Origin of the sequence: Vibrio wakamikoensis, assembly GCF_050337275.1 — a bacterium.
Classification (GTDB): Bacteria; Pseudomonadota; Gammaproteobacteria; order Enterobacterales; family Vibrionaceae; genus Vibrio; species Vibrio chaetopteri.
Genome location: NZ_JAKJST010000025.1, coordinates 59,522 through 86,198 on the forward strand (window position 1 = coordinate 59,522; position 26,677 = coordinate 86,198).

The 26,677-nt window shown below is 46.4% G+C and carries 28 protein-coding genes and 1 riboswitch; of the genes, 15 read left to right on the forward strand and 13 right to left on the reverse strand.

Translation table 11 applies throughout. The annotated features are described in order from the left end of the window. The first annotated feature begins 3 nt into the window (after positions 1 to 3). A complete protein-coding gene (locus L4C42_RS15260) occupies positions 4 to 639 on the forward strand; it encodes a cytochrome c oxidase assembly protein (protein ID WP_353498918.1) in 636 nt (211 codons plus the stop codon). Then, positions 632 to 1,513, forward strand: a complete 882-nt coding sequence (locus L4C42_RS15265) for a cytochrome c oxidase subunit 3 (protein WP_353498919.1) — start codon at positions 632 to 634, stop codon at positions 1,511 to 1,513. Before L4C42_RS15260 ends, L4C42_RS15265 begins: the two co-directional genes overlap by 8 nt. A 46-nt stretch (positions 1,514 to 1,559) precedes the next feature. On the opposite strand, the gene L4C42_RS15270 is transcribed toward L4C42_RS15265, so the two are convergent. Continuing rightward, the gene (locus tag L4C42_RS15270; RefSeq protein WP_042501704.1) at positions 1,560 to 1,784 is read right to left on the reverse strand and encodes a DUF2909 family protein; all 225 of its coding nucleotides are present in this window, start codon (positions 1,782 to 1,784) and stop codon (positions 1,560 to 1,562) included. On the opposite strand from L4C42_RS15270, the gene L4C42_RS15275 reads away from it, so the two are divergent. From L4C42_RS15275 to cyoE, 4 genes are all read left to right on the forward strand, one after another. Further along, a complete protein-coding gene (locus tag L4C42_RS15275; RefSeq protein ID WP_418642536.1) occupies positions 1,783 to 2,613 on the forward strand; it encodes an SURF1 family protein in 831 nt (276 codons plus the stop codon). The two genes, L4C42_RS15270 and L4C42_RS15275, sit on opposite strands and share 2 nt — an antisense overlap. A gap of 37 nt (positions 2,614 to 2,650) precedes the next feature. Next, the gene (locus tag L4C42_RS15280) at positions 2,651 to 3,244 is read left to right on the forward strand and encodes a hypothetical protein (RefSeq protein WP_429761106.1); all 594 of its coding nucleotides are present in this window, start codon (positions 2,651 to 2,653) and stop codon (positions 3,242 to 3,244) included. Positions 3,245 to 3,313: 69 nt separating this feature from the next. Further along, a complete protein-coding gene (locus L4C42_RS15285; RefSeq protein WP_353498922.1) occupies positions 3,314 to 4,477 on the forward strand; it encodes a COX15/CtaA family protein in 1,164 nt (387 codons plus the stop codon). After that, positions 4,474 to 5,391 carry a heme o synthase gene (gene cyoE / locus L4C42_RS15290; protein ID WP_353498923.1) on the forward strand — a complete coding sequence of 306 codons (918 nt, stop codon included), beginning with the start codon at positions 4,474 to 4,476 and terminating at the stop codon, positions 5,389 to 5,391. Before L4C42_RS15285 ends, cyoE begins: the two co-directional genes overlap by 4 nt. Before the next feature lie 31 nt (positions 5,392 to 5,422). Here cyoE and L4C42_RS15295 read toward each other — a convergent pair whose 3' ends face one another. From L4C42_RS15295 to L4C42_RS15310, 4 genes are read right to left on the reverse strand one after another with little or no spacing between them, the layout of a single operon-like run. Continuing rightward, positions 5,423 to 6,334, reverse strand: a complete 912-nt coding sequence (locus L4C42_RS15295) for an amino acid ABC transporter permease (protein ID WP_429761108.1) — start codon at positions 6,332 to 6,334, stop codon at positions 5,423 to 5,425. Between the two features lie 5 nt (positions 6,335 to 6,339). Then, positions 6,340 to 7,164 (reverse strand): transporter substrate-binding domain-containing protein, encoded by an 825-nt coding sequence (locus tag L4C42_RS15300; RefSeq protein ID WP_353498925.1) that lies wholly within the window; start codon positions 7,162 to 7,164, stop codon positions 6,340 to 6,342. A 41-nt stretch (positions 7,165 to 7,205) separates the two neighbouring features. Next, the gene (locus L4C42_RS15305) at positions 7,206 to 8,000 is read right to left on the reverse strand and encodes an amino acid ABC transporter permease (protein WP_353498926.1); all 795 of its coding nucleotides are present in this window, start codon (positions 7,998 to 8,000) and stop codon (positions 7,206 to 7,208) included. Beyond that, the gene (locus tag L4C42_RS15310; protein ID WP_418642533.1) at positions 8,000 to 8,752 is read right to left on the reverse strand and encodes an amino acid ABC transporter ATP-binding protein; all 753 of its coding nucleotides are present in this window, start codon (positions 8,750 to 8,752) and stop codon (positions 8,000 to 8,002) included. The genes L4C42_RS15305 and L4C42_RS15310 overlap by 1 nt, the downstream gene beginning before the upstream one ends. A gap of 292 nt (positions 8,753 to 9,044) precedes the next feature. Here L4C42_RS15310 and hcp point away from each other — a divergent pair, with 292 nt between their 5' ends. After that, positions 9,045 to 10,706 carry a hydroxylamine reductase gene (gene hcp, locus L4C42_RS15315; RefSeq protein WP_353498928.1) on the forward strand — a complete coding sequence of 554 codons (1,662 nt, stop codon included), beginning with the start codon at positions 9,045 to 9,047 and terminating at the stop codon, positions 10,704 to 10,706. A gap of 59 nt (positions 10,707 to 10,765) precedes the next feature. Beyond that, complete coding sequence (locus L4C42_RS15320) at positions 10,766 to 11,785, forward strand: FAD-binding oxidoreductase (RefSeq protein WP_418642531.1); 1,020 nt, start codon at positions 10,766 to 10,768, stop codon at positions 11,783 to 11,785. Positions 11,786 to 11,906: 121 nt separating this feature from the next. On the opposite strand, the gene L4C42_RS15325 is transcribed toward L4C42_RS15320, so the two are convergent. Beyond that, positions 11,907 to 13,229, reverse strand: a complete 1,323-nt coding sequence (locus L4C42_RS15325; RefSeq protein ID WP_429761111.1) for a ferredoxin reductase family protein — start codon at positions 13,227 to 13,229, stop codon at positions 11,907 to 11,909. Between the two features lie 166 nt (positions 13,230 to 13,395). On the opposite strand from L4C42_RS15325, the gene L4C42_RS15330 reads away from it, so the two are divergent. Continuing rightward, positions 13,396 to 14,232 (forward strand): hypothetical protein, encoded by an 837-nt coding sequence (locus L4C42_RS15330; protein ID WP_429761113.1) that lies wholly within the window; start codon positions 13,396 to 13,398, stop codon positions 14,230 to 14,232. Between the two features lie 89 nt (positions 14,233 to 14,321). Here L4C42_RS15330 and L4C42_RS15335 read toward each other — a convergent pair whose 3' ends face one another. After that, positions 14,322 to 14,903, reverse strand: a complete 582-nt coding sequence (locus tag L4C42_RS15335) for an FMN-dependent NADH-azoreductase (RefSeq protein WP_418642528.1) — start codon at positions 14,901 to 14,903, stop codon at positions 14,322 to 14,324. A 204-nt stretch (positions 14,904 to 15,107) separates the two neighbouring features. Between L4C42_RS15335 and L4C42_RS15340 the strand changes: the two genes are divergently transcribed. Beyond that, the gene (locus tag L4C42_RS15340) at positions 15,108 to 15,344 is read left to right on the forward strand and encodes a hypothetical protein (RefSeq protein WP_353498933.1); all 237 of its coding nucleotides are present in this window, start codon (positions 15,108 to 15,110) and stop codon (positions 15,342 to 15,344) included. Between the two features lie 59 nt (positions 15,345 to 15,403). Here L4C42_RS15340 and L4C42_RS15345 read toward each other — a convergent pair whose 3' ends face one another. Continuing rightward, a complete protein-coding gene (locus L4C42_RS15345) occupies positions 15,404 to 16,294 on the reverse strand; it encodes a LysR family transcriptional regulator (RefSeq protein WP_353498934.1) in 891 nt (296 codons plus the stop codon). A gap of 89 nt (positions 16,295 to 16,383) precedes the next feature. On the opposite strand from L4C42_RS15345, the gene L4C42_RS15350 reads away from it, so the two are divergent. Then, the gene (locus L4C42_RS15350; RefSeq protein ID WP_429761116.1) at positions 16,384 to 17,595 is read left to right on the forward strand and encodes a multidrug effflux MFS transporter; all 1,212 of its coding nucleotides are present in this window, start codon (positions 16,384 to 16,386) and stop codon (positions 17,593 to 17,595) included. Positions 17,596 to 17,691: 96 nt separating this feature from the next. Here the strand turns inward: L4C42_RS15350 and mtgA are convergent, their stop codons facing one another. Further along, positions 17,692 to 18,369: a monofunctional biosynthetic peptidoglycan transglycosylase gene (gene mtgA, locus L4C42_RS15355; protein ID WP_418642526.1), complete on the reverse strand. Its 678-nt coding sequence runs from the start codon at positions 18,367 to 18,369 to the stop codon at positions 17,692 to 17,694. 164 nt (positions 18,370 to 18,533) lie between these two features. Between mtgA and L4C42_RS15360 the strand changes: the two genes are divergently transcribed. Next, the gene (locus L4C42_RS15360) at positions 18,534 to 19,178 is read left to right on the forward strand and encodes a lipid-binding SYLF domain-containing protein (RefSeq protein WP_353498937.1); all 645 of its coding nucleotides are present in this window, start codon (positions 18,534 to 18,536) and stop codon (positions 19,176 to 19,178) included. Positions 19,179 to 19,257: 79 nt separating this feature from the next. On the opposite strand, the gene L4C42_RS15365 is transcribed toward L4C42_RS15360, so the two are convergent. After that, on the reverse strand, positions 19,258 to 20,163 hold the full coding sequence (locus L4C42_RS15365; RefSeq protein WP_353498938.1) for a chemotaxis protein: 906 nt from the start codon (positions 20,161 to 20,163) through the stop codon (positions 19,258 to 19,260). A gap of 178 nt (positions 20,164 to 20,341) precedes the next feature. Here L4C42_RS15365 and ppiC point away from each other — a divergent pair, with 178 nt between their 5' ends. Further along, on the forward strand, positions 20,342 to 20,620 hold the full coding sequence (gene ppiC, locus L4C42_RS15370) for a peptidylprolyl isomerase PpiC (RefSeq protein ID WP_353498939.1): 279 nt from the start codon (positions 20,342 to 20,344) through the stop codon (positions 20,618 to 20,620). 115 nt (positions 20,621 to 20,735) lie between these two features. Here ppiC and guaD read toward each other — a convergent pair whose 3' ends face one another. The 3 genes from guaD to L4C42_RS15385 all read right to left on the reverse strand — a co-directional run bounded on the left by guaD (position 20,736) and on the right by L4C42_RS15385 (position 24,128). Beyond that, positions 20,736 to 22,082 carry a guanine deaminase gene (guaD, locus tag L4C42_RS15375; protein ID WP_353498940.1) on the reverse strand — a complete coding sequence of 449 codons (1,347 nt, stop codon included), beginning with the start codon at positions 22,080 to 22,082 and terminating at the stop codon, positions 20,736 to 20,738. Positions 22,083 to 22,185: 103 nt separating this feature from the next. Further along, on the reverse strand, positions 22,186 to 22,896 hold the full coding sequence (deoD, locus tag L4C42_RS15380; protein WP_112463061.1) for a purine-nucleoside phosphorylase: 711 nt from the start codon (positions 22,894 to 22,896) through the stop codon (positions 22,186 to 22,188). Between the two features lie 11 nt (positions 22,897 to 22,907). Continuing rightward, on the reverse strand, positions 22,908 to 24,128 hold the full coding sequence (locus L4C42_RS15385) for a NupC/NupG family nucleoside CNT transporter (protein WP_418642504.1): 1,221 nt from the start codon (positions 24,126 to 24,128) through the stop codon (positions 22,908 to 22,910). 140 nt (positions 24,129 to 24,268) lie between these two features. After that, positions 24,269 to 24,366, reverse strand: a riboswitch (purine riboswitch). Between the two features lie 245 nt (positions 24,367 to 24,611). On the opposite strand from L4C42_RS15385, the gene L4C42_RS15390 reads away from it, so the two are divergent. Beyond that, positions 24,612 to 24,968, forward strand: coding sequence for a YibL family ribosome-associated protein (locus L4C42_RS15390; protein ID WP_353498942.1), 357 nt, complete (start codon positions 24,612 to 24,614; stop codon positions 24,966 to 24,968). A gap of 347 nt (positions 24,969 to 25,315) precedes the next feature. Then, positions 25,316 to 26,668 carry an alpha-amylase family glycosyl hydrolase gene (locus L4C42_RS15395; RefSeq protein ID WP_418642503.1) on the forward strand — a complete coding sequence of 451 codons (1,353 nt, stop codon included), beginning with the start codon at positions 25,316 to 25,318 and terminating at the stop codon, positions 26,666 to 26,668. Positions 26,669 to 26,677 lie beyond the last annotated feature (9 nt).

Sequence of the window (26,677 nt, forward strand, 5' to 3'; positions counted from 1 at the left end):
GAGATGGATAGCGAAACCAGAAAATCAAACCGCAAACTCGTAGGCTGGCTCGGTGTGGCCGTTGTGGCGATGTTTGGCTTTGGTTTCGCTTTGGTGCCTCTTTACGACATTATGTGCGAAGCGTTAGGCATTAACGGCAAAACCAATACAGAATCAGCGGTTCAACCTATTGGTATGCGGGCAGACATCACGCGCACAATTCGGGTTGAGTTTATGGCGCATGTCAATCCGGATATGCCTTGGTCATTTAAACCAGAGAAAATGTCGTTGGATGTTCACCCTGGTGAGGTTATCCAGACTGTCTACTTTGCACATAACCAATCTAATCAATCACTTATTGGTCAGGCTGTGCCCTCAGTATCTCCGGGAACTGGGGCGACCTATTTCAATAAAATCGAATGTTTCTGTTTTAACCATCAACCATTAGAAGGCAAGGGTAAGGCTGAAATGCCGCTGATCTTTTACATTGAGCCAGACATTCCAGACTCAATTCATACCCTGACCCTTTCTTACACCTTGTATAACATCACGAGCAGCGCCGCTACTGACGGTGCCGTTCTCGATATCTCTCGTGCACAGGTCGGTAGTAGCAGTCGCCCTGCACTCGATTATCCAACATCGGAGATAAGCTATGAGTAAAGCTCAAACTTATTATGTTCCGGCGCAGAGTAGTTGGCCCATCGTTGGGGCTGTGGCGCTGTTTCTTGTCGCAGTCGGCGCGGGGCTGACCGTCCAAAATCTAGATTCTGGCGGGGCAGGCAGTGTCATTGGCGGCGTTGTGCTAGCGCTTGGTGTCGCTGTGCTGATTTATATGTTTTCTGGATGGATGAGCAATGTGATCTCTGAGTCCATGTCTGGACTCTATTCAGACCAACTCTCACGCTCATTCAAACAAGGTATGAGTTGGTTTATTTTCTCTGAAGTGATGTTCTTCGGTGCGTTTTTTGGAGCACTGTTTTATGCACGAATGATTTCAGTTCCTTGGCTCGCTGGCGCCGACAACAATGTGATGACTCATGAAGTTTTGTGGCCGGCTTTTGAAGCGATGTGGCCGCTAACATTAACACCGGATGGAACAACAACTGAAGCAATGCCTTGGCAAGGGCTGCCACTGCAAAACACAGTGATCTTACTTTTGTCTTCTATCACACTGCACATGGCTCATGTCAGTTTAGAGAAAAATCGCCGTACAGCACTCATCGTTTGGCTTGAGCTAACCATAGTGCTTGCTGTGTTTTTCTTGTATTTCCAAGCCGTTGAGTATGCTCATGCCTATCAAGATATGGGGCTAACACTTCAGTCCGGTATCTACGGCAATACCTTCTTTATGCTCACTGGCTTCCACGGACTGCACGTGTTTATTGGAACCGTGTTTTTGATTGTATTGCTGTTCCGAATAGCCAAAGACCATTTCACACCGAAAGATCATTTCGGCTTCCAAGCGGGGAGTTGGTATTGGCACTTCGTTGATGTGGTATGGCTGTGTTTGTTTGTCTTTGTCTACGTATTGTAAAGGCATGAACCCCTGCGCTATATAGCGCTGGGGTAGTAAATACTCACTAATAAGGTCGGGGGTTAGGCGTTAAAAAACCACTTTGAAGCGCGATGATGAGAAGAATAATGACAATCGCGGAGAACAGAACACGGCGGCCAAGATAATAACTCATTGGTTTTTCAGAAGAAGGATCGTCGCGCACCATTCGAATAAGGGCAAGCGCTAAGTTAAAGATGATGAAGAGTAACAGCAGTACTAAAGCAATCTTAAACAACAGTGTGGGTGACATGGATACTCCTCATGTTCGCTTTTACCAAACTACTAAGTTTTGGTTGGGGTTGGTATTAACTGTGGTTGTGTTTTCATCATTGGTCAAATTGGGACTGTGGCAAAAGCAGCGCGGCAATGAAAAAGTAGCGTTAGAACAGTCGCTTGCCTTACGAAATGAGCAGCCTCCTGTCGCTTTATCGTCTCTCGACTTGCCGCTGGCTCACTACGGTGACCATAACTATCAACGTTGGATTGCGATGCCAGTGAGTGCTCACTTAATACCTGAGCCGGTTTTGTTCTTTCTCGATAACCAAATCCTCGATGGAACGGTCGGGTACCTGGTGCTGCAGATGATGCGAGATATTGAGAAGACGAATCAGCGCTATCTGGTAGAGCTCGGTTTTGTGGCAGGCGGTTTAGATCGTCAAACTCTTCCTAGTGTTTCCACCTTATCGGAGCCGGTGACGCTCAGTGGGCGCTTATACAAGAAAATGGAAAGCCCTTTGGGTTCAGAGCTTTACAACGAGCGTTTTGACTTAGAGTCAACACAGCAATATCGAATCCAGCATCTTAATACAGCGCAGATAAGTGCTCTTGTCGATGCCGAGCTATCAGCTTGGGTAGTTCAACCAACGGATACGTTGACGGCTTACCCTCATCCTTGGAAACCAGTATCAATGAACTCAGCCAAACATTTCGGCTATTCATTTCAATGGTTCACTATGGCGACGGTGTTTGCAGTCGTTGTCTCAATGGCATTTTGGCGTAGCAGTTTGCATCGAAATCGTGCTTCTAAAGGAAAGAGAAAGTTGGCTTCAAAGCGTAATTTGTCTTCAAAGCATAAATAGACACATAGCACGACCGGCGAATAAACGAGGTTAGATGATGAGCAGTAAATTAGAGACAACAAGTACAGTATCGTCCAACGCTACACCTAGTGCGTCTTCAGTGAGACGCGGTCGCTTAACTCTCTTGGCGCTAATAGTGTTTTTTGCACTGCCTTTTATCATCGCCAAAGCTATTTTGAGCAACCATTGGTATCAATCGGGGGTAACTAACCATGGTGCGCTAGTTGAGCCAAGGGTGACGTTTGAGTCTCTCGATTTGGTGAACCCACTGCAAACGAAGAGCTGGCAACTTGGATTTATGTTACCCGCGGATTGCAATGATGCGTGTATCAACCGCCTCTACATCATGGGGCAAACCTATTTGGCATTAGGCAAATACAAAGAACGTGTGACACCAGTGGTGTATGTGTTGCCAGATCAAGTGCTGCCAGAGTTACCAGAATCTCTAAGCGTGGTGACGGTCAATGCGGCCTTTGTAGATGTTGTGCCAGAACAAGGATATTTGATTACCGATACTCTTGGTCAGTTGGTGATGTACTTTTCGCCTACCTCAGAAGATAAGCAAGTCGCACACAGTAAGGGGCTGCTTTCGGATCTTAGAAAATTACTGAAATTATCACGAGTCGGTTAGACGCACGAAAGGTGCGCGTTGTTTGCAAATCTAATGGTAGTAATTCGATAGTTACAGCAAGGAGTCGCTATGGGGTTAATCAACTTAGTCAGAGCTTCACTGGTGTTTACGGTCATCGTGATTGCCATGGGTGCTTATACTCGGTTAGCTGATGCCGGGTTAGGTTGCCCGGATTGGCCTGGCTGCTATGGGCAATTGACGGTTCCCAGCTCCAAGGTAGCAGTGGTAGTCGCGAATACGCTTTATCCAGAGAGAGCCGTAGAGCCGTACAAAGCGTGGTTGGAGATGATTCATCGATACTTAGCAGGAGGCTTGGGGTTGATGGTGTTTGCGATCACCGCTATTGGTTTATCAAAGAGGCGTAGGGAGTTAGGCATCGTGCTGCCAATCTCTCTGTCATTAGTGATTGTGTTCCAAGCGGCACTGGGTATGTGGACGGTTACGCTCAAACTCATGCCGATCGTAGTGATGGGGCACCTGCTTGGCGGCTTTACCATGTTCTCTTTGCTGTTTTTTACCTACCTAAAGCTAAGACCTAAGATTGAGGTTCGCCGTGCCAATACTACAGACGAAGCCTGCAACGCTGATATGGCATTTGAACCTAAAGTTGTCGACAAGCCTGCAACACAAACATTGCCGACGCTGGTCAGTTCACGCCTGAAAATACTTGCGTTGGTTGCGCTGTTTGTGACGGTTTTGCAGATCATGTTGGGCGGATGGACATCATCGAATTATGCTGCGGTGGTGTGTACCGCGCTGCCTATCTGTGAAGGGAATTGGGCGCAGTACTTGGATTTCAAAACCGCCTTCACGCCTGTTCATTTCGGGTTTGATGACTATGAGTTTGGAGTACTTGAATATCCTGCAAGGATGACTATTCACGTGACTCATCGAATCGGTGCGATTGTCGTTGCGTTTGTGGTAGGTCTATTGGCATTTCGGTTATGGCGCTATCCACATCCAGCGATACGTAAAGTGGGGGTTACCTTAGCCGTGCTTCTGACACTCCAATTAATGTTGGGGCTGAGCAACGTTGTGTTCCACCTTCCGCTGCCTGTGGCTGTATTACACAACCTTGGCGCGGCCTTTTTACTGCTATCGCTTATTCACACTAACTACGTAGTGCATAGCGCGCGCTATGTGCGAATTGAAAAACCAACATTGACCATTGTTGAAGCCAACAGCCAAGTTACAGCCCTCAAAGTGTCTGGAGACAAGGAGAGTTCTCTATGAGTAAAACGACGATAATCAGCAATCGTGAGGTGAACTCGGCCTCCAAACCTGCAATCAACTGGCGCGTTTATCTGACGTTAACGAAACCGAAAGTAGTCGCCTTGATGATTTTAACTGCCCTAGTAGGGATGTGTCTTGCAGTGCCCGGTGCGTTACCTGTGCAAGCCAGTATCTTGGGTTTAACAGGTATAGCGTTGATGGCGGGTTCTGCAGCCGCGTTCAACCACCTAATTGATCGCCGTATCGACGCAATTATGGCGCGTACCCACAAACGCCCTTTGCCGTCTGGTGACCTAAGTGCGGACAAGGTAATGGCGTTTGCCAGTGGTATAGGTATAGCAGGCTTTGCCGTGTTGGCGCTTGGCGTGAATTGGTTAACGGCTTGGCTAACGTTTGCAAGTTTGCTTGGCTATGCGGTGGTGTATACCTTGTATTTGAAACGGGCAACGCCGCAAAATATCGTTATAGCCGGGATTGCTGGTGCCATGCCGCCGCTATTGGGCTGGACAGCTGTGACCGGAGAGCTGCATGCCAATGCGTGGCTTTTGGTGATGATCATCTTTATTTGGACTCCGCCACATTTTTGGGCACTAGCGATACATCGAAAAGATGACTACGCCAAGGCTGATATTCCAATGCTGCCAGTAACACATGGGGTGGAATACACGAAAACGTCCATCTTGCTGTACACAATTCTATTGGCGTTAGTGTGCTTGATGCCAGCTCTGGTTGGGATGACGGGTTTGGTCTATTTGGCTGGTTCAACCTTTTTGAGTGCTGGGTTTATCTACTATGCGTGGAAGCTTAAAGTCGCCGCAACAGAGAAAACTGCAATGGAGACCTTTAAGTTCTCTATCATTCATTTGATGGTGCTGTTTGTTCTACTGCTTGTTGACCATTACATGCCAGTCTAACCATTAACGATCTACCGTTAACTAGCGAAGCCTATCTCTGCTGGCTTTCAAAGCGTCGAAACAGTAGGGATAGTGCTAGGCAAAGTAAGAAATAGCACAAGCCAACAATGAGCCAGATTTCAAAAATAAGCCCGGAAGAGTTAGCCATTTCAGTGCCGACAAAGGTCATCTCCTGGATGGAGATTAACGAGACGATAGAGGTGTCTTTGACTAGAGAAATCGCTTGTCCTGCCAGTGCTGGCGCGACTGCAGTAAGCACTTGCGGTGCGATGACATCTTTATATTGATACCAAGTTGATAAACCTAACGACTGACCCGCCTCCCACTGCCCTTTTGGGATAGAAGCAAGACCCGCGCGAATGATTTCTGCCACATACGCCGACGATAGAAGACCGATACAGATAACGCCAGAAAGTAGGTTCTCCCATAGCGAGCTAGGACCAAACAAAAACGCCTGCCAAGCTGATATTTCACCGCTATAGCCACGGAGCACATCACTGAGCCCAAGTAATGGGATCAACTGATTCGAAATGAAAAAGTAAAAAATGAAGATAAACACCAGTGGCGGAATATTTCGAACCAACTGGATAAATAGATTGGCGGGGATGCTAAATACGGCCATCGCTGAGTGTTTCGCTAGGCCGAGTAAGGTGCCCAAAGTTACGGCAAGCACCATACCCCACACACTGAGTCTCAGTGTGGCAATGATGCCCTGGACAAAATAGGGTAACCCTCCATTTGCAGTCGGGTTAAACACCAACTCAAACGCCTGACTCCAGCGCCAGTGATAGTTGATTCCAATGGATGAACGGTACGCCAGCCAGACAATAAGTCCCACCACGGCGAGCAGTAATACGCCATCCAGTAGGGTAGGACGCCATCGCTTTGCTGGTGATGATGGTTTTTTATCGGAATTCAATTTGATTGAGTTGGTGTTGCTCATTGTAATTATTGTCCGCCAGCGATTTGGTCTTGCCAATCTAGGGTAGAGAACCAGTATTCATAGCGCTCTTTTAGCCAGCCATCATCGGTTCTTGCTTGGATCCACTCATCGAAGAAGGCTTTTTTGTCCTCTTCACCTAGACGAACAGCGAAAGCTTCGTTTCCTTTAGAGAGACGCTCGCTAAATGGAATAAATAACGCGTCCGCATGTTTAACTGCCTCATGCTCCGGCTTCGGACTTGAGGCGATCACTGCGTGGGCGTTACCGTTCAGTACTTCTTGGAATGCTTGTGCATCATCGTCAAACTGCAGAACTTTTGCCTTCGGGAACGTTTCGCGAGCAACTTGCACGGTGAATGCACCGCGGCGAGCAGCGATTTTAACGCGGCGTGAGTCAAAGTCTTCAATCTTAGAAAAGTCGCCAGCCAGTGCTTTGCTTGCCGCGACTTGAACACCTGAGTGTGAGTAAGGCGAGGTAAACAGCACGCTCTTTGAGCGCTCTGGCGTAACAGACATACCGCCGATAATGACGTCGAATTTTTGAGAAAGCAGAGCAGGGATGATGCCATCCCACGCGGTAGGCACAAACTCAACTTTCCAGCCTGAATCTTCAGCGAGTCGTTTCGCTACATCGATTTCAAAGCCTATCAGTTCGCCCTGTTTGTCACGCATGGCCCACGGTACAAACGTTGACATTCCGACACGCAAAGTGCCGCGCTCGTTTATCTTATCGAGATTAGGTGTCTCACTGGCTGCGGCGCCAAATGAGACCGCAAGGCCAATTGCGACGGAACTGGCTGCTTTTACTAGATGTTTGAGTGTCCTTTTCATGGGGTGACTCCTTGTTAGTAAATCATGGTTAGCATAGAGAGTTATGACCGCTTCTCTTGACTTAAGCGATATTCAAGCCAGGCAGAGAAAGCAGACAAGGTAAGCGTTAACACGAGGTAAATCGCGGCAACAGTAAACCAAATTTCAAATGGCATCGCGGTTTCAGCCACGATGTTACGCCCCTCGGTAGTGAGGTCGAAAATCGCCATCACACTGACGATGGATGAGTTTTTAATTAGCGAGACCACTTCGTTGGTGAGCGGTGGCAGTGTACGTCGTACTACCTGAGGCAATATCACATCATAGTAGGTATAAAAACGAGATAGACCTATTGAACGACAGGCTTCGAATTGACCCTTTGGAACGCTGTTCAGGCCCGCTCGGAGGATTTCAGCCGTGTAGGCGCCTTGGAATAGCGCTAGAGCAAATACAGCGGTAGAAAATCGATCAAGACCGATGATGGGGCCAAAGACAAAATACAGGAGGTAGATCTGCACCAACAGCGGCGTATTTCTTATGGCTTCCACATAGCAATGGGCGATAGCGCGGCCTACGATCGAATTCGAGGTTTTTAACAGCGCAGTGATGAGGCCTAGCAGCAAGGTAAACAGTAACGCCAAAGCGCTCAGCTTTATGGTGACAATCAGGCCTTGTAAAAGCTCTGCAGGCCACCACTCACCATCTTCATAGAATGCTAGATAGTCCGGCACTCGCTCCCATTGCCAGCGATAGCCCATGGCCTCGGCACCACTGTTGAGTAGCCAAGCTAATGCTATCGCAACCAGAGCGATTTGTAGGATTGCTGATAGAACCGGCTTTATAATCTTGAATATCATCAGTGATTTAAGATCTTGTCCAAAAATGCCTTAGTACGCGGGTGCTGAGGGGCGTCGAAGATTTGGCTTGGCGGCGCTGATTCTAAAATTTGCCCTTCATCCATGAAAATAACATTGTGCGCCACTCGCTTGGCAAAGCCCATTTCGTGGGTGACGCATAGCATAGTCATACCTTCTTCAGCCAGCTCAACCATAACGTTGAGCACTTCGCTAATCATCTCAGGATCGAGCGCTGACGTTGGTTCGTCAAAAAGCAGAATATCGGGTTTCATGCATAGAGAGCGGGCAATCGCAACTCGCTGTTGCTGGCCTCCAGAGAGTTGAGAGGGGTACTTGCCAGCTTGTTCGGCAATTTTCACTCGTTCAAGCATCTCCATAGCGCGCGACTCTGCTTGCTGTTTTGAAAGCTTAAGCGTGCGTATTGGCGAAAGTGTTAGATTTTCAAGCACAGTAAGGTGTGGGAAAAGGTTGAAGTGCTGAAAAACCATACCGACTTGACCAGGTTGAATACTCTTGGAGTTCACATCGTGACCGAGTACCTGGATATCACCGGAGTTGTAGGCTTCTAAGCCGTTGATACAACGGATCAGCGTAGATTTACCAGAGCCAGAAGGGCCGCAAATGACGACGATTTCGCCTTGTTTTACTTCCAGTTGGATAGAGTTCAGAGCTTGAAAGTCTCCGAACCATTTATTGACGTCGCTAAATTGTACTGCGTTCACATGGAACCCATTGTTTTTGTTATTTCTCATAACATTAGCAATATCGATACAGCATCTCAATACTCTACTCTAAATAGTAGCAAAGATATCCAATGCTCTCGGATAAACAATTTTAAAATGAAATAGAGTCTTTATGACTCGATGGTTTGTTTTTGATGCGATTTTATGTTGGGTCATTATGACCTTTTATGGTTTGATTTTTTAAATTAGTCCATAAAAAACAGCAAGATAAATTATGGCACAGACTATGCTATAGAGCTGCAGGAAATAATCAGCGCTGGCTACGTACCAAAGCGCGACTTAATATACTGGAGTCCTTATTATGTTCTGTATTCAATGCGAACAAACCATTCAAACCCCTGCTGCTAAGGGTTGTTCATACACACAAGGCATGTGTGGCAAAACATCAGAAGTGTCTGACCTACAAGACGTATTAGTGTATACCCTACAGGGTGTTTCTTTCTGGGCCGATCAAGGTCGTAAATTTGGCATCGTTGACCAAGATATCGATCAATGGGCGCCTAGAGCTTTCTTCTCTACACTGACGAACGTTAACTTCGACCCAGAGCGCATTATTGAGCTCTCTACTCAAGCTGCTGATTATAAAGCGCGACTTCAACAAAAAGTACAAGCGGCATCGCTGGTTAAGGGTATAGCCATTGATGAGCTGTCTCCTGCTGCGAAATTTGAGCTGCCAACAACAAAAGAAGCGTTGTTAGCGTTTGCGCCGACGGCGGCGGTAAACCGTGGTCATGACAGTCTGCATGAAGATGTGATTGGCTTGCGTCTACTTTGCCTATACGGCTTGAAAGGTGCAGCGGCGTATTTAGAGCATGCTCGTGTGCTATCGCAAACGGATGAGGAAGTGTATGGCGAGTATCATCAGATCATGGCGTGGCTCGGTACTGACCCTGTTGACTTAGAGCCGCTTCTAAACACCTCAATGCAGATTGGTCTTATGAACTATAAGATCATGGAGATGCTAGACAAAGGCGAAACGGACACCTTTGGTCACCCAGAGCCAACTCAGGTGAACGTCAAGACTATCAAAGGCAAGTGTATCCTAGTGTCTGGTCACGACCTTCATGATCTTGAGAAGATCCTTCAGCAAACCGAAGGGCTAGGTATCAACGTTTATACCAATGGTGAGATGCTTCCAGCTCACGCTTACCCAGAGCTGAAAAAATACCCACACCTTGCAGGTAACTACGGCAGCGCATGGCAGAATCAACAGAAAGAATTTGCTAATTTCCCTGGCGCCATCGTCATGACTTCAAACTGTTTGCTAAACCCGAATGTTGGTCAATATGCTGATCGTCTATTCACACGTAGCATTGTTGGTTGGCCTGGCGTTGCGCACATCGAGGGTGATGATTTTAAACAAGTGATCGAATGTGCATTGGCTCAAGACGGCTTCCAGCATGATGAGATTGAACAGATGATCACCGTAGGTTTTGGTCGTAATGCATTGATGCAAGCCGCACCTGCGGTTGTGGAGCAAGTGAAAGCAGGCGCAATCAAGCACTTCTTCCTAGTCGGTGGCTGTGATGGCGATAAGTCTGAACGTAGCTACTACACAGACTTTACGGCTCAAGCTCCAGAAGACAGCGTCATCTTGACCCTGGCTTGTGGTAAGTTCCGCTTCAACAAAAATCAGTTTGGTGACATCAACGGCATTCCTCGTCTATTGGATGTTGGCCAATGTAATGATGCTTATTCTGCAATCCAGTTGGCGCTTGCACTGGCAGAGGAATTTGATTGTGGTATCAATGAACTGCCTTTGACTTTAGTCCTGTCTTGGTTTGAGCAAAAAGCGATTGTGATTCTACTTACCCTGTTTGCGCTTGGCGTAAAAGGTATCTACACAGGACCAACGGCGCCGGCTTTCCTAACGGATAACTTGCTAAGTATTCTGCAACAGAAATTCGATATGCGTGGTATCTCCACGGTTGAAAACGATTTAAAAACTATTCTGGCAGCATAATCAGCAGTGATTGAAATGGCGCTTTGGTGCGCCATTTCATGTTTTAGGAGAAGCAGAAAATGGCTTGGTACCATTCAGAAACAATCCAATTAACCTGTACCAAAAAATGGTTTGAGACGCCGGATTCGGTATCGTTTGAGCTGTCGAGTGATTCAGCGAGTGACTCATTTCAATTCAAAGCAGGGCAATTCTCCTCGCTTGGTTTTGATATCGAAGGTAACACAGCGTTTCGTGCCTACTCAATTAGTTCTATCCCGGGTGACAGTCGACTGAAATTTACCGTTAAGCGCGTCCCCGATGGTCTGGTATCAAATCACATTGTCGATACGTTGTCGGTTGGCCAAAAAGTGCAAGCTCAAGCGCCTGTGGGTCAGTTCAATAATGTCGATTGTACGCCAAAGCAAAAAGTGCTGATGATCAGCGCTGGTTGTGGTGTGACGCCTGTGATGTCAATGGTTGACCAATGGCTAGCTGAGGGGGCAAATATCGATATTGAGTTTTTGCATCTGGCGAAAAGCAAACTCGATGCGATTTACTTTGATAGGTTGATGGAGCTAAATCAGAGCGTAGAGAGTTTTCATCTCAATATGTTGCTTGAAGACAATGCGGGAACAGATTTTCCTCAAGGTTTGATCAGTCTTGAGTGGTTAAAAGCTTTGGTTTCAGACTTTCAGCAGCGCACAATTTATTTGTGTGGACCAACTGGTTTTATGGAAGCGGTTAAGTCGGCTCTGGAAGAGGTGCAGTTTGACATGTCTCAGTTTCACCAAGAGAGCTTTACGCCAGCTCAAGTTGCAGCAGAAGCGGGTGAGGGAACAGTCAAAATAGCTGTGCCAGACTTTGGCGTAGAAGTCGAAGCAGACGAAGGTAGCTTGCTCATTGATGCTTTAGAGAAAGGCGGCGTGCCAGTCATTGCAGCTTGTCGAAGTGGCATCTGTGGCTCTTGTAAATGTAAGGTAAAAGTTGGCCAAGTAGAGTCGTCGAGCTATGAAACTCTGTCTGATGAAGAGAGAGAAAGCGGTTATGTTCTTGCTTGCTCTAGCACCATCAAGTCTGATGTAGAAGTGAGCCTAAACTGAGTCGCAATGGATGGGTAGCTCATCTTCCTAAAGAGGCACAATCAGGCAAAAAAACGGAACAACCAAAAAGGCGCGATGTGCGCCTTTTGTGTTCTTGTATCCGATTTAGCTTCGCCAGCCATTATCGAAAGTTAAACAGCTCAGCATGGAAAGCGGTTGTTTTCATGTTGAGTGCCTTCAACTGACCTTGTAGAGCATTTTTGAATCCGACGGGGCCACAAAACCAGATGCTGTGTTCTGACAGATCTGGATGTTGCTGCAAGATCTGCTCAATCGATAAAAACGGGGTAAGCCTATTATCGATAAGGTGAAACTCTATATTAGCGCTCAGTGCGGCTAGCTTCATTTCCTGTATTAGTAACGGTGACGGCGCTTGAGTACAGTAATAAAACACCACTTTTTGATCTCTTGGTTGTTTTGCTAACTGCTCCAGTCTGGCCTTAAACGCTGCGCAACCAATACCTCCGGCAATCCACACTTGTTTCTTGTTGTCCTCGAAATCGAATTGGCCATAAGGTCCTTCTACTTCAACGGCCTGACCTACTGTCACGCGGTTTTGGATATCGGCAGTAAAATCCCCAAGTGCTTTGATAAGAAAGCTAACTTGGTGACTATGGTCATCGTATGAGGCAATGGTAAATGGATGAGGTTCTTCATCACCAAGCTTGAGAAACGCGAATTGCCCAGCCTTGTGTCCACGCCAATTAGGAAGCTCAGCCACAACTTTGGTTGTCTGGTTTTCTTTGTTGTATTCAACACTAGTCACTACGCCTGTGTGTTTGCGGCGATGACCAATCCTGCCTACAAGACTCCAAACGGCCGCGATAATACCTGCGACAACGACGATCACCGTGACGGGTGTGATTAAGTTGCCCCAGTAAGCGTGTTTGAGCAGCACCAAAGAGTGGTAACCAATCGCAACAAAAGCGATAGCCATGAGCTTGTGTGTCCACTTAAATAGCTTGTACTTAATTGGGACAAAAAGCGCTAGCAGTGTTAGGCCGATAAACAGATACAGCGTCCACTCCCCTAAGCTTTCTGCACCACTTCTAAGTGGCTGAATGATTGCGTAAAGCGAGTCCGGATCGATAGGTACACCTACCCCTCGTTGTGGGCGTTCCATAACACCGGCACTAACCAGTTGTTTTGGGACAATTGCAAGTAACCAATGGATCGCACCAATAACGACGCCATAAATGGCCGTCCATTTATGTAAGCGATAAGATTTGTCCAGACCTCGAGTAAGACGCTCAAACAGCGGCAATCTCATTGCCAGAAGCATGGTCATCGTTAACAGCAACACAGACACAATGCCCGTCAGTTGAAGTAAAGCACTGCGCCAAGGCATAAAGGTCTCATAAGTAAACAATGGGGGTTCGGCTTGAAGCCATATCAAGATGACAGCCAGTACGAGGGTGAGCACCATAAAATAGAGTTTTTTCATCATAACGCTCCTATTGAGCTTTAACTCTACTCCTTGCAATGTAACCTTACGTCAGTGTTAGTAAATCAATGTAAATTCATGAGCCAGTTTGGGTTTTCACCAAGCTTATACGCCATATCGTACTCAGTCGGGTAGGATAGAGTGATATCAATGAATGTGCATAATAATGAAAAAACTGATTTCAATTCAAAGCGCCATGATTGTCGGCTGCTTATCGCTTACTTTGATCCCGTTATTCTACAAAGTCGATGTACCAGGAATGAAGATCCCAGACTGCACGATGGAAGAGGTGATCGAAACCCCTATTTTCTTCTTCGTTTCCAAAATGGTTGTAGATAAATATGGCCTTGAAGAGGTCAATACTGAGTTAGATAAGTCGGTTCGTAAAAGCAATGTGATAATGAGAAACTCGTGCATTCCCATGAAGCGAACATTGGCGACGGTAGAAACCGTCGATTTTAACTCGGCGTCGTTGTTTGATATCGACCAAATAAGACGCCAACTGACGAAGCGCGTTGGTGAAGAAAAGGTACGCAACATTGAACGGCTTCCTAATCAGTTTTATGGCGTGATCCTCGCCGATGAGGATGGCTATTTTGAATATGACACTATTGGTACCACCAACCCGGATGAAAATAGTCAATTCTTTATGCTGTCTGAGTATGCCGATGAATACACGTTAGAGCATGAATTAGGCCATCTTTCTTGGGCTTGGCATGACGATCGCTCATGGTTCAAAGTTCTTGATGAAACGTTAGAGCAGCATACTTCGGAAATGAACAAAGATAGGCTCAAACCTTATGCGAGAGGTTATCAGTGCGGCGGTGCAGGTACTATTATGAGTTACGAATCAGAACTGCTGTCGATTTATTCGAGCCCTGATATAACCAATAACGGTAGAGTTTGCGGCGATGAGCAGTATGCTGATAACGCGCGGCAGCTTCGAGAGTTTGCTCGTGATCTCAAACGGAAAATGCAGCTACAGAAAGCCGCTACCCTTTGATATTTGTTACCGTCAACAAAAAGTGGTGAGTGACGCTAGGCCAACCCACCACTTCTCCGAACTACGCTTGATGCAACCTGAAAGGCGAGTTACACCAACTGGCTAAGCGCTTCCAATGCAGAGGCTCTATTTTCAGCCGCTGGTTCATCACCCATGTTCAGCGCTTCCGCATAGACAAACTCTACGTCTGTCATACCCAAGAAGCCAAGAATCGTCGCTAAGTAATCATGCATGCTATCTCTTTGCGTATCTTTGTGAATGCCACCGCGAGTAGTCAAAACAACGACTTTTTTGTTGTCGATAAGACCAACAGGGCCTGTCTCTGTGTATTTAAAGGTGACGCCTGCACGAGCAATAAGATCGAAGTAATTCTTAAGCTGCGTTGGGATCATGAAGTTATACATTGGCGCAGCAATCACGACGGTATCTGCCTGCTTAAGCTCAGTAATCAATGAATCAGACAGTTCAACGATCTGTTTTAGCTCGTCTGATAGATCGTCACCGGCGCTGCGAAGGGCTGTTGCTACTGCCATGTCCAAAACCGGCACTGGCTCAGCAGCAAGATCGCGTGTTGTTACGTTTGGCTTACCTTCGATTGCTTGTGCAATGATTTGATTAGACTGTGAATAGTCGCCAAGAATGCTGGATTTTAAAACAAGTGTATTCGACATGGGGTTATCCTCTCTATCAGAAGCAACGTCTGCTTCTCAATCTATGGGGTCAGTTTAGACACTGGGGTGATGTTGTATAAGGCGGTTTGTTTGAGCATCTAGTTCGAAAAATTTGAACACATCTATGCCCATACAAAAAGTGGCACTATTTGTGCTCGGTTACACATAGCATTTGTAACTTAATTCAACTTTTTGGAGGTTCCCATGACGAAATGGTTTCCACTTATTACCGTGATTTCTTTGAGCCTAGCTTTAATTCTAGGAGTGATGATCTACTTTTTTGGTATGCAAGCTATTGTAATTACGGCATCTGAATGGAAAAACGCATGGTTCGTGATCATGATGCACGTACTCTGGTTTTTCTCATGTTTGTTTGTCGCGATCTATAGCATTGAGTCATTCCTTACCAAGGTGAAGATGCACTTCACCCGTGCAGTGTGACCATTTTAGGGCAACGATGCTGTGTGGTACGTCTGTTAGAAGCGCTTTGATGGAATGGATTACGACTCCTCGTTCGATTGCGCGAGACGCATTTTAATGTAATCGAGAAACAGTTTGGTTCGCGTGTGGTCGTAGTCGAGTTTGGGGTAGTAGGCGTAGACTGTCGAGTCCATGGCTTGGATCTCTGGCAGTACGCGAATCAAGGCGCCAGATTTGACATCTTCTTTGATCATGATGTCATTGCTAATGAGCACACCCATGCCGCTTTTGGCCGCGTAAAACAGCGCTTCTGGATTGGTGGTCGCAAAGTTTCCAGAAAGCATGATGCGCTGGTTCTTGGAAATTTTGTATTCTCGTTGCGGGCGCTCTCCCCAAATCAAAATGTTGTGCTGCTTGAGTGATTCCACCGTTTGTGGCTCACCAAACTTAGCAATGTAGGAAGGGGCGGCGTAAAAGCCAATTCTTTGCTCAAACAGTGGGGTTTGTTTAATACTGAGAGTATTGAGGGTGTCGAGCTCTCGGCTGATGAATACATCCAGGTTGCTGTCAGGCATCGCACCAGGAACCGTAGTGGTGAGCTGGATCCGAATGTCTGGATATTGGATAAGAAAATCGTTGAGATATTGAACTAGGAATTTAGATCCAACGGCAATGGTTGCGCCGATTTTTAGAAGTCCTGCTGGCGTCTCATTGACGGATCGAGTTTCATCGATAATGGACTGAAATCGGTCAAGCGAGTCCTTGGCGCGCTGGTAGAAAAGGGCACCCGCTTCGGTTTGGGTCACTGAGCGAGTAGTGCGTTTGAGAAGCTGTACCCCAATGCGTTCTTCAAGCCAGTGGACCCGCTTGCTGATGGCTGAGCTGGTGGTATTGAGACGGCGAGCTGCGCCGTTGAAGCTTCCTTCTTCGACTACTCGAATGTAAGTGTTGATACACGAAATCCAATCCATATTCAGCCTCTTATTATTTCCTAACAGGACGTATTCTGTTTCCTTTATGGTGTATTATCAATGATTCATACGCAATATAGAATGTGTGTATGAATAAAACAAAGCCAAAATCATTCAATAAAACACCAATGCTGCTTGCGATGATGATCATTGCAACGGGGCAAGTTGGTGTCAGTATTTATCTGCCTTCACTGCCTCTCATTAGTGAGTCACTTGCGGTGGGTCATGCCGACGTTCAAATGCTGGTGACCTTGTTTTTGGTCGGGTTTGGTCTGTCACAACTCTTCTATGGGCCTTTGTCAGATGCTATCGGCCGACGCCCAGTCTTCATTCTGGGGCAAGGTGTTTATTTGCTGGGTACCTTGCTGTGTATCGTCTTCAGTGATCACTTCGCTGTGCTTGAGTTTGGTAGGCTGTTGCAAGGCTTAGGTGCAGGCAGTGCCTCGGTGCTAGGGCGGAGTGTGCTGCGTGATAGTTATGACGGAAAGCAGCTCACCAAAGCTTTGTCTTACATCTCAGTAACGGCGTCGGTGATGCCTATTATTGCCCCAATGTTTGGCGGTTGGATCGCATTTCATTTAGATTGGGAAGCGGTGTTTGTCTTTGTGTTGGTGTACTTGGTGGCAATCTTTAGTTTGGGCTGGTTTATCCTGCCAGAAACCTTACCTTATGCACCGCGTGCCTTTAAACCTAAACAAGTCATGCAGACGTACGCTAAATTGATTGTAAACCCTCAAGTCATTGGAAGTGCGAGCTATAACTGGATCAGCTACCTTACTGCCGTGGTATCACTCAGCCTGTTTCCGTTTTTAATGCAGCACGAACTGGGTCTGACTGCAGCGGAATATGGGTCGATCATGATTATCCCATCGGCAGGCTTAATGATGGGAAGTGTCTCGCTCAATATTCTGAACCGTTACTTTTCAAACAGCTGGATCTTATTTCTAGCGATTGCCTTGTCCGCAATGGCTGGGCTTTGGCTGCTAATGGTAGAGATGACCGTATTCAATCTACTGCTATCATTCACTGTGTTGACAATTGCTCAAGGATTGTCGTTTCCAATCTCTATTGCTCTGTTACTAGGCCCACATAAGACTCAGGCGGGTTCGGTTTCGGCACTTTCAGGATCGATACAAATGGTTGTTGCAGGCGTGCTTGGTGGATTTTTAGTGGAGTATTGGGTTACTAATCAGCTGGCATTGGGACGTTTCTATCTAATGTCTGCGTTACTAATGGCGGTAGTATTGCTGATGAGCCAGGTTCGACGTTTTGGACGCAGCGTTACACCCTTAGACAACTAGCTTTGCCAGTGAGCCTCTAGGTTACAGAGCTTCTATGTCACAGAGCTTCGATGTCGCAGAGATTTGTGGTCTTTGCTCAAACCTGTCATTGAACCATTAAAGCGAAAGCGGGCCTAAATTGTTCATTTGCGTTACTACCCAGTGCGTTCGTTTGTTCACGTAATCAGACATAGGGGTAGGGCGAATTCGATAAGGGTTTGGCAGTACAACAGCAAGCTGTGCTGCCTGAATCGCGGTTAATTGAGAAGACGGTACTTTGAAAAATTGCTGACTAGCGGCCTCCACGCCATAGATCCCAGGGCCGAATTCAATGACATTAAGATACACCTCCATAATGCGCTGCTTGCCCCAAATCACTTCTAACAGTAGCGCGATATACAGTTCATAGGCTTTTCGGATATACGTTTGACTCGGAAACAGGAATACGTTTTTGGCCGTTTGTTGGGTAATGGTACTTGCCCCACGACTCGGACCTGCCGCACCGCTGTTAGATATGACATTCCACAGTGCAACAACATCGATACCGTTGTGATCGGGAAATCGTTGGTCTTCGGATGCTATCACCGCTTTAGGCATATTCGATGAGATGTTTTCTAGTGGCGTCCATGTTTGATGGACTTGAGCGGGGTAACCCTCCGGTGGTGACACAGTACGGGCAATCTTCCATCCCCAAATAGGTGGGTTTATGAACTTAAAGAAGATCACCAATAGCAGCGGTACGCCAAGCAGAATGCAGGTGATATTGACTAATAGCTTCTTTATCATAGTTTTCATTATGTTATGAATTGTCTAGGCTATTGCTTAGTGTAGAGCTGATTCTTGTTGGGTGCAAAAGAGCGGCTTCAATTTGTGGTGCCGAGTTGAACTAACCGCAAGGCATGTCGTCTAAAAACTCAGTTTAGCTTTGACGTAATACCGACCTTAAACAAGGAAATCATATGTTAGTAAAGGCCACACCCTATTTTCTTGCCGCCTGTTTGGCACTCTCCCCTAACGCATTTGCAGCAGAAGAAACGACCTCAGAGGAAAAAGCACAAGATACAAGTCATGACAGCAATTCAAAGGGTGCTGAATCAAGTAGCAAATATGAGGCGACACTCAATAAGTTCAAACAAGCCCCAGCAACCTTACCATTTTTTGAAAACGCTTACGGCTACGCGGTATTCCCGACTGTCGGCAAGGGCGGCTTCGGTATTGGCGGTTCCTATGGTGAAGGGCAAGTGTACCAACAAGGTATGCATGTGGGCGATTCAACATTGGCGCAGCTAAGTATTGGATTGCAACTTGGAGCCCAGGCTTACAGCGAAATTATTTTCTTTGAGAGCAAGGCGGATTACTACGCATTCACCAGCGGCAGCTTTGAATTTGGCGCGCAAGCTTCCGCTGTGGCTCTGACATTAGGCGCGAGTGCGCAAGCGGGTTCTACTGGTGCTGGAGCACAAGCGGGCGATAAGCAAAGTCAGGCGACTTACATTAATGGGATGGCGGTGTTTACTATGACCAAGGGCGGTCTAATGTATGAAGCATCTATTGGCGGTCAGGGCTTCTCGTTTGCCCCAAACAACAATTACGACGCTAACTAGTTAAACGTTGATCAACGGCGCCGCATTTCTCTAATGGCAAAGTGCAATGGGAAAGCGGCGTCGGTATCAAAAAAAAGGATTAGTGAGCAGTAAGCTGCTCAGCACCGCGCAACATCGCTTCAATCAGTTCGCCCGCGTTAAATTTCACTAATGCTTCATGAGCACCCACCTGATGAGCACGTTCGGTACACATTTCACTAGATAACGACGTATGCAGTATGCGATATGCATGTCCCAATTTGGGGTCATTTTGTACTTCAAATGCTAACTCATAGCCATCTAACCCTGGCATTTCAATATCGCTCACAAGAATGTCGATAGCATCGTTTTGCTCAGCTTTATTGCGCATAAAGGTGAGCGCGCTGTTGCCGTCTTTGCAAATATCGAACGGAATATTAATTTGGTTAAGTGCATCGCCAAGCTGCTTCCGGGCAATAGAAGAGTCATCAACCAGCAAGATGTTGAGTGCTTTAATTCGCTCCCTCTGCACATCGGTGAGCATAGGAATTTTGGTATCGGCGTATTGTGGGTAAATCTTAGATAGCAACAGCTCCACATCCAGCAGTTGGACGATTTGGTCGTTGAAGCGTGTCACGCCAGTGACAAACACATTTTTGCCGCTGCTCTCGGGGGCGGGTTCAATCGACTTCCAATCACATTCGATGATTTTGTCTATCTCTCGCACCATGAAGGCTACGACGGTACGTAGGCAGTCTGTAACGACTAGATAGGTACTACTGTACTCTTCTGGCGCAATAGGACGAAAACCGATAGCCGCTGCCATATCAATCACGGGCACCGTCAGGCCGCGAATACTCACCGTTCCTACCACGTGTTGATGTGAGTAGGGGATCTGTGTTGTCGGCATGAAAGGAACGATCTCACGTACCTTGAGTGTGCCGATGGCAAAGCGCTGCTTTTGCATGTTGAGGGTAAACAACAACATGCCCTGTGATTGATTTGCCTTACTGATGGTTGCTTTCATTATATCGCTTTCTCTATTTGCCAATAGATTGATTTTATAAACTTTCCTAGCAAATGTTAATGCGGCAGTTGCTCGAAAAACTTTAGTTGCGCGAAAAGTAAACGTGATTTGCATCTCATTTTGAATTACACTCAGCGCCACTTATCATCCCATAGTCGAATAAAGATCGAGGCAACCCATGGCGAGAACTGCGGCAGCACTTCACATTTTGGTTAAACACAAAGAGCAAGCTGAAGATATTATCAAACAGCTGAAGAAAGGTGCTAAGTTCCAAACACTTGCGAAAAAGTACTCTACTTGCCCATCAGGCAAAAAAGGCGGCGACTTAGGCGAGTTCCGTAAAGGCCAAATGGTACCTCAATTTGATAAGGTTTGCTTCACGGGCGAGACGTTAGTACCACACTTGGTGAAGACTAAGTTTGGTTGGCATGTGGTGAAGGTTCTGTATAGAACTTAAGTCCTTCGAGCATTCTCGCTAAACAGAGACGTTCAAATACAAAATAGCCCGCGTATTAAGCGCGGGCTATTACTTTCTATACTACCTTGCTATGCAAACCATGCAGGCATTGAAGCTACTTCACTTTTCGACCATTGACCCAAACCGATGAAATCGCCGGTTCGGTGGTGTGCACAATGATTTTCTCTAAGATGTCTTGCTCGCTATCGAGATCATCATAAACGCGAACTTGGCTACCTTGGGTGTTGCTATCAACCACAAGTGCGTCGAAGCAGTATCCGGGCTTGAATACGCCAACAGGTAAATCAAGCGTCAGGCCACCGCCATGAGTCGCAAGCCAGAATGCTTCCACGAATGACACGCGCGTGTTTGCTTCGCCGCGCTGTTCCATGATATGGGTATTCGTGCCCGCTTCGCGCACGCGAGAGTGACTCACTGCATCTAAGGCCGCATGGAAGATTGAAGGCAGTGGTCCGCCGGATAAATCGGAGCCTAGACCGACATGAAGGTCTTTATCGAGAGCTTCTCTTAGTGGAAATGCTGCATCGGCAAAGTACATGTTGGAGAGTGGGCAGTGCGCAATGCCTGCGCCAACAGATTTGATGGTCTCTTTATCACTTTCACTGAGAAAGATTGAGTGGGCGAGCACCGTTTTACGAGTCAGTAGTCCTGTTTCGTTGTACAACTCAACATCCGTTTTTTGATAGGCTTGTTCTGTGAAATCTCGAGCCCAATCGCTTTCTGAGGCGTGAGTTTGCACGTGGCATTGATAGTGGGAAACCAGTTTGCCCAAACCTTCTAGTAGTGCTTTGGTTGATGTCGGTACAAAGCGAGGTGTGACGACGGGATAAACCAGTCCTTGCTGTGCATCTATTTCATTCACATTTTGGATGAAAGCTTCTGCGTCAGAGAGCGCTTGCTGCGTTGATGATTCAACGTAGTAATCCGGACACATCGACTTTTCATCCATAGAGATTTTTCCGACCAGCGCGCGCTGTCCTTTCTCTTTACACACACGCGCAAGGTATTCTGATGGTGCACTGTCAATTGTGGCAAAGTACATGGCGGTTGTGGTGCCATGTGCAAGCAGTGTGTCTACTAATTCTGGGTAAATTCGAGCGGCAAATGTGAGATCACTGTAGCTGCTCTCTAGTGGAAAAGTGTACTGGTTTAGCCAATCATGCAGCGGAAGATCCAGCCCTTTGCCTGCTTGAGGCCATTGCGGTGCGTGAGTATGAAGATCAACGAGACCCGGCAGCAAGTATTGATGGTCGGCTAAGCGCGTTAAGCTACTATTATTTTCGTGTTGTTCGACGAGCTGCGTGTAGTCTGAATGATTGGGTGATAATACTTGGGTAATCATTCCCAAACCATCAATTTCAATACACGCCTGTTCGATATAGTCGAATGTCCCTTTGATTGGGGCATGATAAAGATTGGCAACAAAGGCTTGATTTGTCATCTCAGTTCCTAAAACCGTATGGCTAAAATACGACTTATCTAAAAAGTGGCTTTTCAATAGCGAGCCATTAAAAAGCCCAGCCAAATGCTGGGCTTGATAATGATTACAGCGTCAACGCGGTTTTTAGCGCCACGTTAATCATTTCGTGCAGCTCTGTGCGACGTTCATCAGCGGTGAGGTGTTCACCTTTAGTGATGTGGTCGGTCACTGTGCACATTGCAATTGCTTTACAGCCATTTTCAGCAGCACATGAGTAAAGCGCGTTCACTTCCATTTCTACACCTAGTACGCCGTACTTAGCCATAAGCTCGTACATATCGAAATCTGGGCGATAGAATAGATCAGAAGAGAACACCTGACCCACACGGTAGCTCATGTCGGTTTCGCTTAGCACGGATACACAGTTTTGCAGCATGTTGAAGTCAGCGAGCGCGGCGTAGTCGTGATCACGAAAACGAATACGGTTGATTTTAGAGTCGGTCGATGCACCCATCGCGACGATAACGTCTTTCAGTTTTACATCGTCGTGAATGGCACCACAGCTGCCGATTCGAATGAAGTTTTTAACGCCGAACTCAGTCATTAACTCATGAAAGTAGATCGTTGCTGAAGGTCCACCCATACCGTGAGCCATAACAGAGATCTCTTTACCTTGGTAAGTGCCGGTATAGCCGTATACGTTGCGAACATCGCTCACCAAACGCGGATTTTCTAGGTAAGTTTCAGCAATCAACTTAGCGCGAAGTGGGTCACCTGGCATTAGAATCGTTTCTGCAAAGTCACCTTTGTTCGCATTAATATGTGGAGTAGGCATGGAGTTTTTCCTTAAGACAGAGTGATAAGCAGGCCAGCGATAGTGCCTGACATTAAGTTCGCTAGAATGGCGCCAAATAGTACACGTGGGCCAATTTCAACAAGCAGAGGACGACGCTCTGGGTTCATAGCGCCAATACCGCCAATCACCATGGCGAGCGAGCCAATGTTGGCAAAGCCGCACAGGCTAAAGGCAATGATAGCTTGAGTCTTTGCTGACAAGGTTTCGCTGACTTCAACAAAGCTCATGTAAGCAACAAATTCGTTTACAGCAATCTTCTTACCAATAAGAGCGCCTGCGGTAACCGCTTCGCTCCATGGCACACCCATTAGGAATGTAAGTGGTGACAGGATGTAGCCAATAATCAGTTCAAGGCTCGCATTCTCGAAGCCAGCAAGGCCACCAAGACCGGAGATAATACCGTTAAGTAGTGCCACTAACGCAACAAAAGAAATGACGAGTGCGGTTACGGTTGCTGCTTGGTGCATACCGACCAGAGAGCCCTCAGTAATGGCATCGAGAAGCGATTTTGGAGCGTCTTTGTCATCAACTTTAATGGCTTTGTCAGTGGTAACTTCCTCTGTTTGTGGACACAGTAGCTTTGCAAACAGCAGGCCTGCGGGCGCAGTCATAAAACATGCAGTAATAATGTACTTTGGATCCACCCCTAAGCTGATATAACCAATCATGGTGCCGCCAGCGACACTTGCTAGACCGCCTGTCATCACAGCGAATAGCTCTGAACGAGTCATATTTTTGACGAGTGGACGAATCATAGATGGCGCTTCAATAGGACCAACGAAGATGTTTGCGGTTGCGCTAAGTGATTCTGCTTTTGACGTGCCAAGTACCTTGGTTAGTACACCACCAATTACGTTGATCAGCGTTTGCATGATGTTGAGGTAATACAATGCCGAAATAAGTGCCGAAATAAAGATGATGACGCAAAGTACGTTGATAACGAAAATGAAGCCCATTTCGAACTTACCTAAGCCGCCAAAAGCGAACGCTAGACCTTCATTAGCGTAGGAAATAACGTGATTGACGCCATTCGACATGCCTTGCAAAATTTGCTCACCAAGGGGGACAAACATAACGAAGGCACCAAAACTAATTTGTGCAGTTAGGGCAAGTAGGACAGTACGTTTATTGATGGCTTGACGGTTTTCAGAGAAAAGAAAACCAACGGATAGCAGTGCGATGATTCCGACAATGCTCATAAGTAGTGACATGATACAACTCTTTCATGTGTTACCTAGCAATGTCCGTATTAAATAGGTAGTAATAAATCTAAGTGGCGCACTTGTCTCAGCGATTAAGTGCGTGTGTAAAAATTACACTCACTGATCAGACTTATTGGCATAAGAGCAGATATGGATTCGAGTCATTTTATAGCGGAGCATTATTGGTGCTCTGTAGAAACGCTTCACCCTATCTGAAGCTTATACAAAATGCCTGACAGTAAGTCCCCAATTTGGGGTGAGCGGATTCTATAGAAAGGTTTTTGCGATTGCAACCGTTTGCTTTTTTCTATTTCAACGGTTTGAGAAATTTCTGCGTTCAACTCTGGCATTCTTGAATCGTAAACTTTATGATGCGCGACCAAGATACGGGATCGTGCGCGCTGATGTCAGTTATGCAGATTGGCTGCGGATAAGTTAGACTCTGAATATCCAGCGTTTGTCCCCATCATTTACCATAAAAAGGTCCATGCCATGAGCTCGAAACAAGAACTCCAGAAACTGAAAAACCGCCTAGATAAGTGCAAGCATAAGCTAAATGGAGCAAAAGCTCGTGGTGACAATGAGTTGATTTCACGTTTTACCGATGAAATTGACAAGCTAACTAAGAAATTGGCTCAGTTAAACCATAAGCAAAGCTACGACATGAACAAAGAGCGTAAGAGTTTGCTGGACATGCCTTTCTCTCGTGAAATCACCAAAGCAGAGCAGGCGGATATGGGTAAGCTGAAAAAGTCTGTGAAAGGCTTAGTTGTCGTTCACCCAATGACGAAAATTGGTAAAGAGCTGAAGCTAAAGGTAATGACAGGTTACGCACCAAAACCATTTTAATGTTGTTTTAGCCAAGAAGGCGTACGTGAATAACGTGCGCCTTTTTTGTTTGTGTTTCATATAGATGGAATATTATACCTTCCTCACACGCTGTGATGTTGCTCACGGCTTCACGATAAAGCGATCTCGGTTAACAACTTGGGTTGTTGCACAATGTTTCTTGTTTAGTCTTTTTAATTCAATGGTTTATCGTCGTATTTAAGTGATTGGCACGATTTTCAAGGGTTAATTGTCTTCTACGCCTACCGCCTAAACCAACAGAAACTAAGTTGAGGATGAGCCGCGGTTTTCCTCAATCACTATAATTTTATCAACTGAAGTAATTCCAAGTAATAAAGGCGATCCTAATGTCTATCAAAACCACCAGTCAAAGTAACGTGATCCTTCATGCGTTCGATTGGCCCTACGCTTTAGTGACTGAGCGCGCTCAGGAAATCAAAGCCTCTGGGTACAAGACAGTGCTTGTTTCCCCACCGATGAAGTCCTACCGTGGCGAGAAGGAAGTATTGTGGTGGCAGTTATACCAGCCTCAAGACTATCGCGTTATCGATAATAAACTCGGTAATACTGAAGATTTTAAAGCCATGATGGCGGCACTGAATGAACTCGATATTTGGGTATACATAGATGTGGTTTTCAACCACATGGCGAATGAGTCGAGTCAGCGTCTCGATCTTCAATACCCGGGTAAATCAGACATAACGTGCTATCAGGAGCATCCTAGCTACTTTGAGCAGCAAAAGTTATTTGGTGACTTGAGCAAACCTCTGTTCACAGAAGAGGATTTTGTTGAAGCGTTTGGTATCGAGAACTGGAAAGATCGTTGGGAAGTGCAAAATGGCCGCCTGACCGGTGGACCAGAGGATCCAGGGTTGCCGACATTGCGCACAAGCGAGCACGTTATTGCTCAGCAGCAAGCGTATCTATTGGCGATGAAAGATCTTGGTGTGCGTGGTTATCGCATTGATGCAGCAAAACACCTTACTCTTGAGCACATCAAAAAGGTGTTCACTGATGAGATCACTGAAGGCATGCATGTGTTCGGCGAAATCATTACTGATGGCGGTGCAACTGAGGAAGAGTACGAGCTGTTCCTTCAACCATATCTTGAAGAGACTAGACTGGCGGCGTACGACTTTCCGCTGTTCAAAACCATTTTTGAAGCCTTTTCATCCAAAGACGGAAGCTTAACGTCATTGATTGATCCTTATTGTTTTGGTCTGGCTCTGACTCATGAGCGTTCAATTACCTTTGTGACAACTCATGATATTCCAAATAACGATGTGTTTAGTGACATGGTCATGGAGGAGCAGGATGAGTGGTTGGCGTATGTGTACATCCTTACACGCGGCGAAGGGGTTCCTCTCATATACAGTGACCTTGATCCAAGTGGTATCACCAATAAACGAGGTTTACCAAGATGGGTGGATGGTTGGAAAGATCCTAAACTTGCTAAGTTGATTCGTTTCTACCATACCGTTCACGAAGCGACCGTTGAGATCATTGAGGCGAATGAAGATCTGTTGGCATTTAGCCGAGGTGACAAAGGTGTCGTAGTGATCAACAAGTCATCACGCAGTAAAGTAGTGGCTCTCAATCAAACTAACACACTGAGTTCGATCTTTTCTGATGCTGTGGTTGAGGCTGATGGCGCGCTGCATATCGAACCGATGAGTGCTGAGGTTTTAGTATCGGTTTAAGTCGCTAAC

What these genes read in the sequence shown, in the direction of transcription:
- L4C42_RS15345 (WP_353498934.1), bottom strand. Translation starts at nt 16,294, where the DNA reads ATGGATTGGATTTCGTGTATCAACACTTACATTCGAGTAGTCGAAGAA.
- L4C42_RS15325 (WP_429761111.1), bottom strand. Translation starts at nt 13,229, where the DNA reads ATGAAAAAACTCTATTTTATGGTGCTCACCCTCGTACTGGCTGTCATC.
- L4C42_RS15260 (WP_353498918.1), top strand. Translation starts at nt 4, where the DNA reads ATGGATAGCGAAACCAGAAAATCAAACCGCAAACTCGTAGGCTGGCTC.
- L4C42_RS15300 (WP_353498925.1), bottom strand. Translation starts at nt 7,164, where the DNA reads ATGAAAAGGACACTCAAACATCTAGTAAAAGCAGCCAGTTCCGTCGCA.
- L4C42_RS15285 (WP_353498922.1), top strand. Translation starts at nt 3,314, where the DNA reads ATGGGGTTAATCAACTTAGTCAGAGCTTCACTGGTGTTTACGGTCATC.
- L4C42_RS15360 (WP_353498937.1), top strand. Translation starts at nt 18,534, where the DNA reads ATGTTAGTAAAGGCCACACCCTATTTTCTTGCCGCCTGTTTGGCACTC.
- L4C42_RS15275 (WP_418642536.1), top strand. Translation starts at nt 1,783, where the DNA reads ATGGATACTCCTCATGTTCGCTTTTACCAAACTACTAAGTTTTGGTTG.
- hcp (WP_353498928.1), top strand. Translation starts at nt 9,045, where the DNA reads ATGTTCTGTATTCAATGCGAACAAACCATTCAAACCCCTGCTGCTAAG.
- mtgA (WP_418642526.1), bottom strand. Translation starts at nt 18,369, where the DNA reads ATGAAAACTATGATAAAGAAGCTATTAGTCAATATCACCTGCATTCTG.
- ppiC (WP_353498939.1), top strand. Translation starts at nt 20,342, where the DNA reads ATGGCGAGAACTGCGGCAGCACTTCACATTTTGGTTAAACACAAAGAG.
- L4C42_RS15280 (WP_429761106.1), top strand. Translation starts at nt 2,651, where the DNA reads ATGAGCAGTAAATTAGAGACAACAAGTACAGTATCGTCCAACGCTACA.
- deoD (WP_112463061.1), bottom strand. Translation starts at nt 22,896, where the DNA reads ATGCCTACTCCACATATTAATGCGAACAAAGGTGACTTTGCAGAAACG.
- L4C42_RS15295 (WP_429761108.1), bottom strand. Translation starts at nt 6,334, where the DNA reads ATGAGCAACACCAACTCAATCAAATTGAATTCCGATAAAAAACCATCA.
- guaD (WP_353498940.1), bottom strand. Translation starts at nt 22,082, where the DNA reads ATGACAAATCAAGCCTTTGTTGCCAATCTTTATCATGCCCCAATCAAA.
- L4C42_RS15330 (WP_429761113.1), top strand. Translation starts at nt 13,396, where the DNA reads ATGAAAAAACTGATTTCAATTCAAAGCGCCATGATTGTCGGCTGCTTA.
- L4C42_RS15305 (WP_353498926.1), bottom strand. Translation starts at nt 8,000, where the DNA reads ATGATATTCAAGATTATAAAGCCGGTTCTATCAGCAATCCTACAAATC.
- L4C42_RS15270 (WP_042501704.1), bottom strand. Translation starts at nt 1,784, where the DNA reads ATGTCACCCACACTGTTGTTTAAGATTGCTTTAGTACTGCTGTTACTC.
- L4C42_RS15335 (WP_418642528.1), bottom strand. Translation starts at nt 14,903, where the DNA reads ATGTCGAATACACTTGTTTTAAAATCCAGCATTCTTGGCGACTATTCA.
- L4C42_RS15390 (WP_353498942.1), top strand. Translation starts at nt 24,612, where the DNA reads ATGAGCTCGAAACAAGAACTCCAGAAACTGAAAAACCGCCTAGATAAG.
- cyoE (WP_353498923.1), top strand. Translation starts at nt 4,474, where the DNA reads ATGAGTAAAACGACGATAATCAGCAATCGTGAGGTGAACTCGGCCTCC.
- L4C42_RS15320 (WP_418642531.1), top strand. Translation starts at nt 10,766, where the DNA reads ATGGCTTGGTACCATTCAGAAACAATCCAATTAACCTGTACCAAAAAA.
- L4C42_RS15340 (WP_353498933.1), top strand. Translation starts at nt 15,108, where the DNA reads ATGACGAAATGGTTTCCACTTATTACCGTGATTTCTTTGAGCCTAGCT.
- L4C42_RS15265 (WP_353498919.1), top strand. Translation starts at nt 632, where the DNA reads ATGAGTAAAGCTCAAACTTATTATGTTCCGGCGCAGAGTAGTTGGCCC.
- L4C42_RS15385 (WP_418642504.1), bottom strand. Translation starts at nt 24,128, where the DNA reads ATGTCACTACTTATGAGCATTGTCGGAATCATCGCACTGCTATCCGTT.
- L4C42_RS15365 (WP_353498938.1), bottom strand. Translation starts at nt 20,163, where the DNA reads ATGAAAGCAACCATCAGTAAGGCAAATCAATCACAGGGCATGTTGTTG.
- L4C42_RS15310 (WP_418642533.1), bottom strand. Translation starts at nt 8,752, where the DNA reads ATGAGAAATAACAAAAACAATGGGTTCCATGTGAACGCAGTACAATTT.
- L4C42_RS15350 (WP_429761116.1), top strand. Translation starts at nt 16,384, where the DNA reads ATGAATAAAACAAAGCCAAAATCATTCAATAAAACACCAATGCTGCTT.
- L4C42_RS15395 (WP_418642503.1), top strand. Translation starts at nt 25,316, where the DNA reads ATGTCTATCAAAACCACCAGTCAAAGTAACGTGATCCTTCATGCGTTC.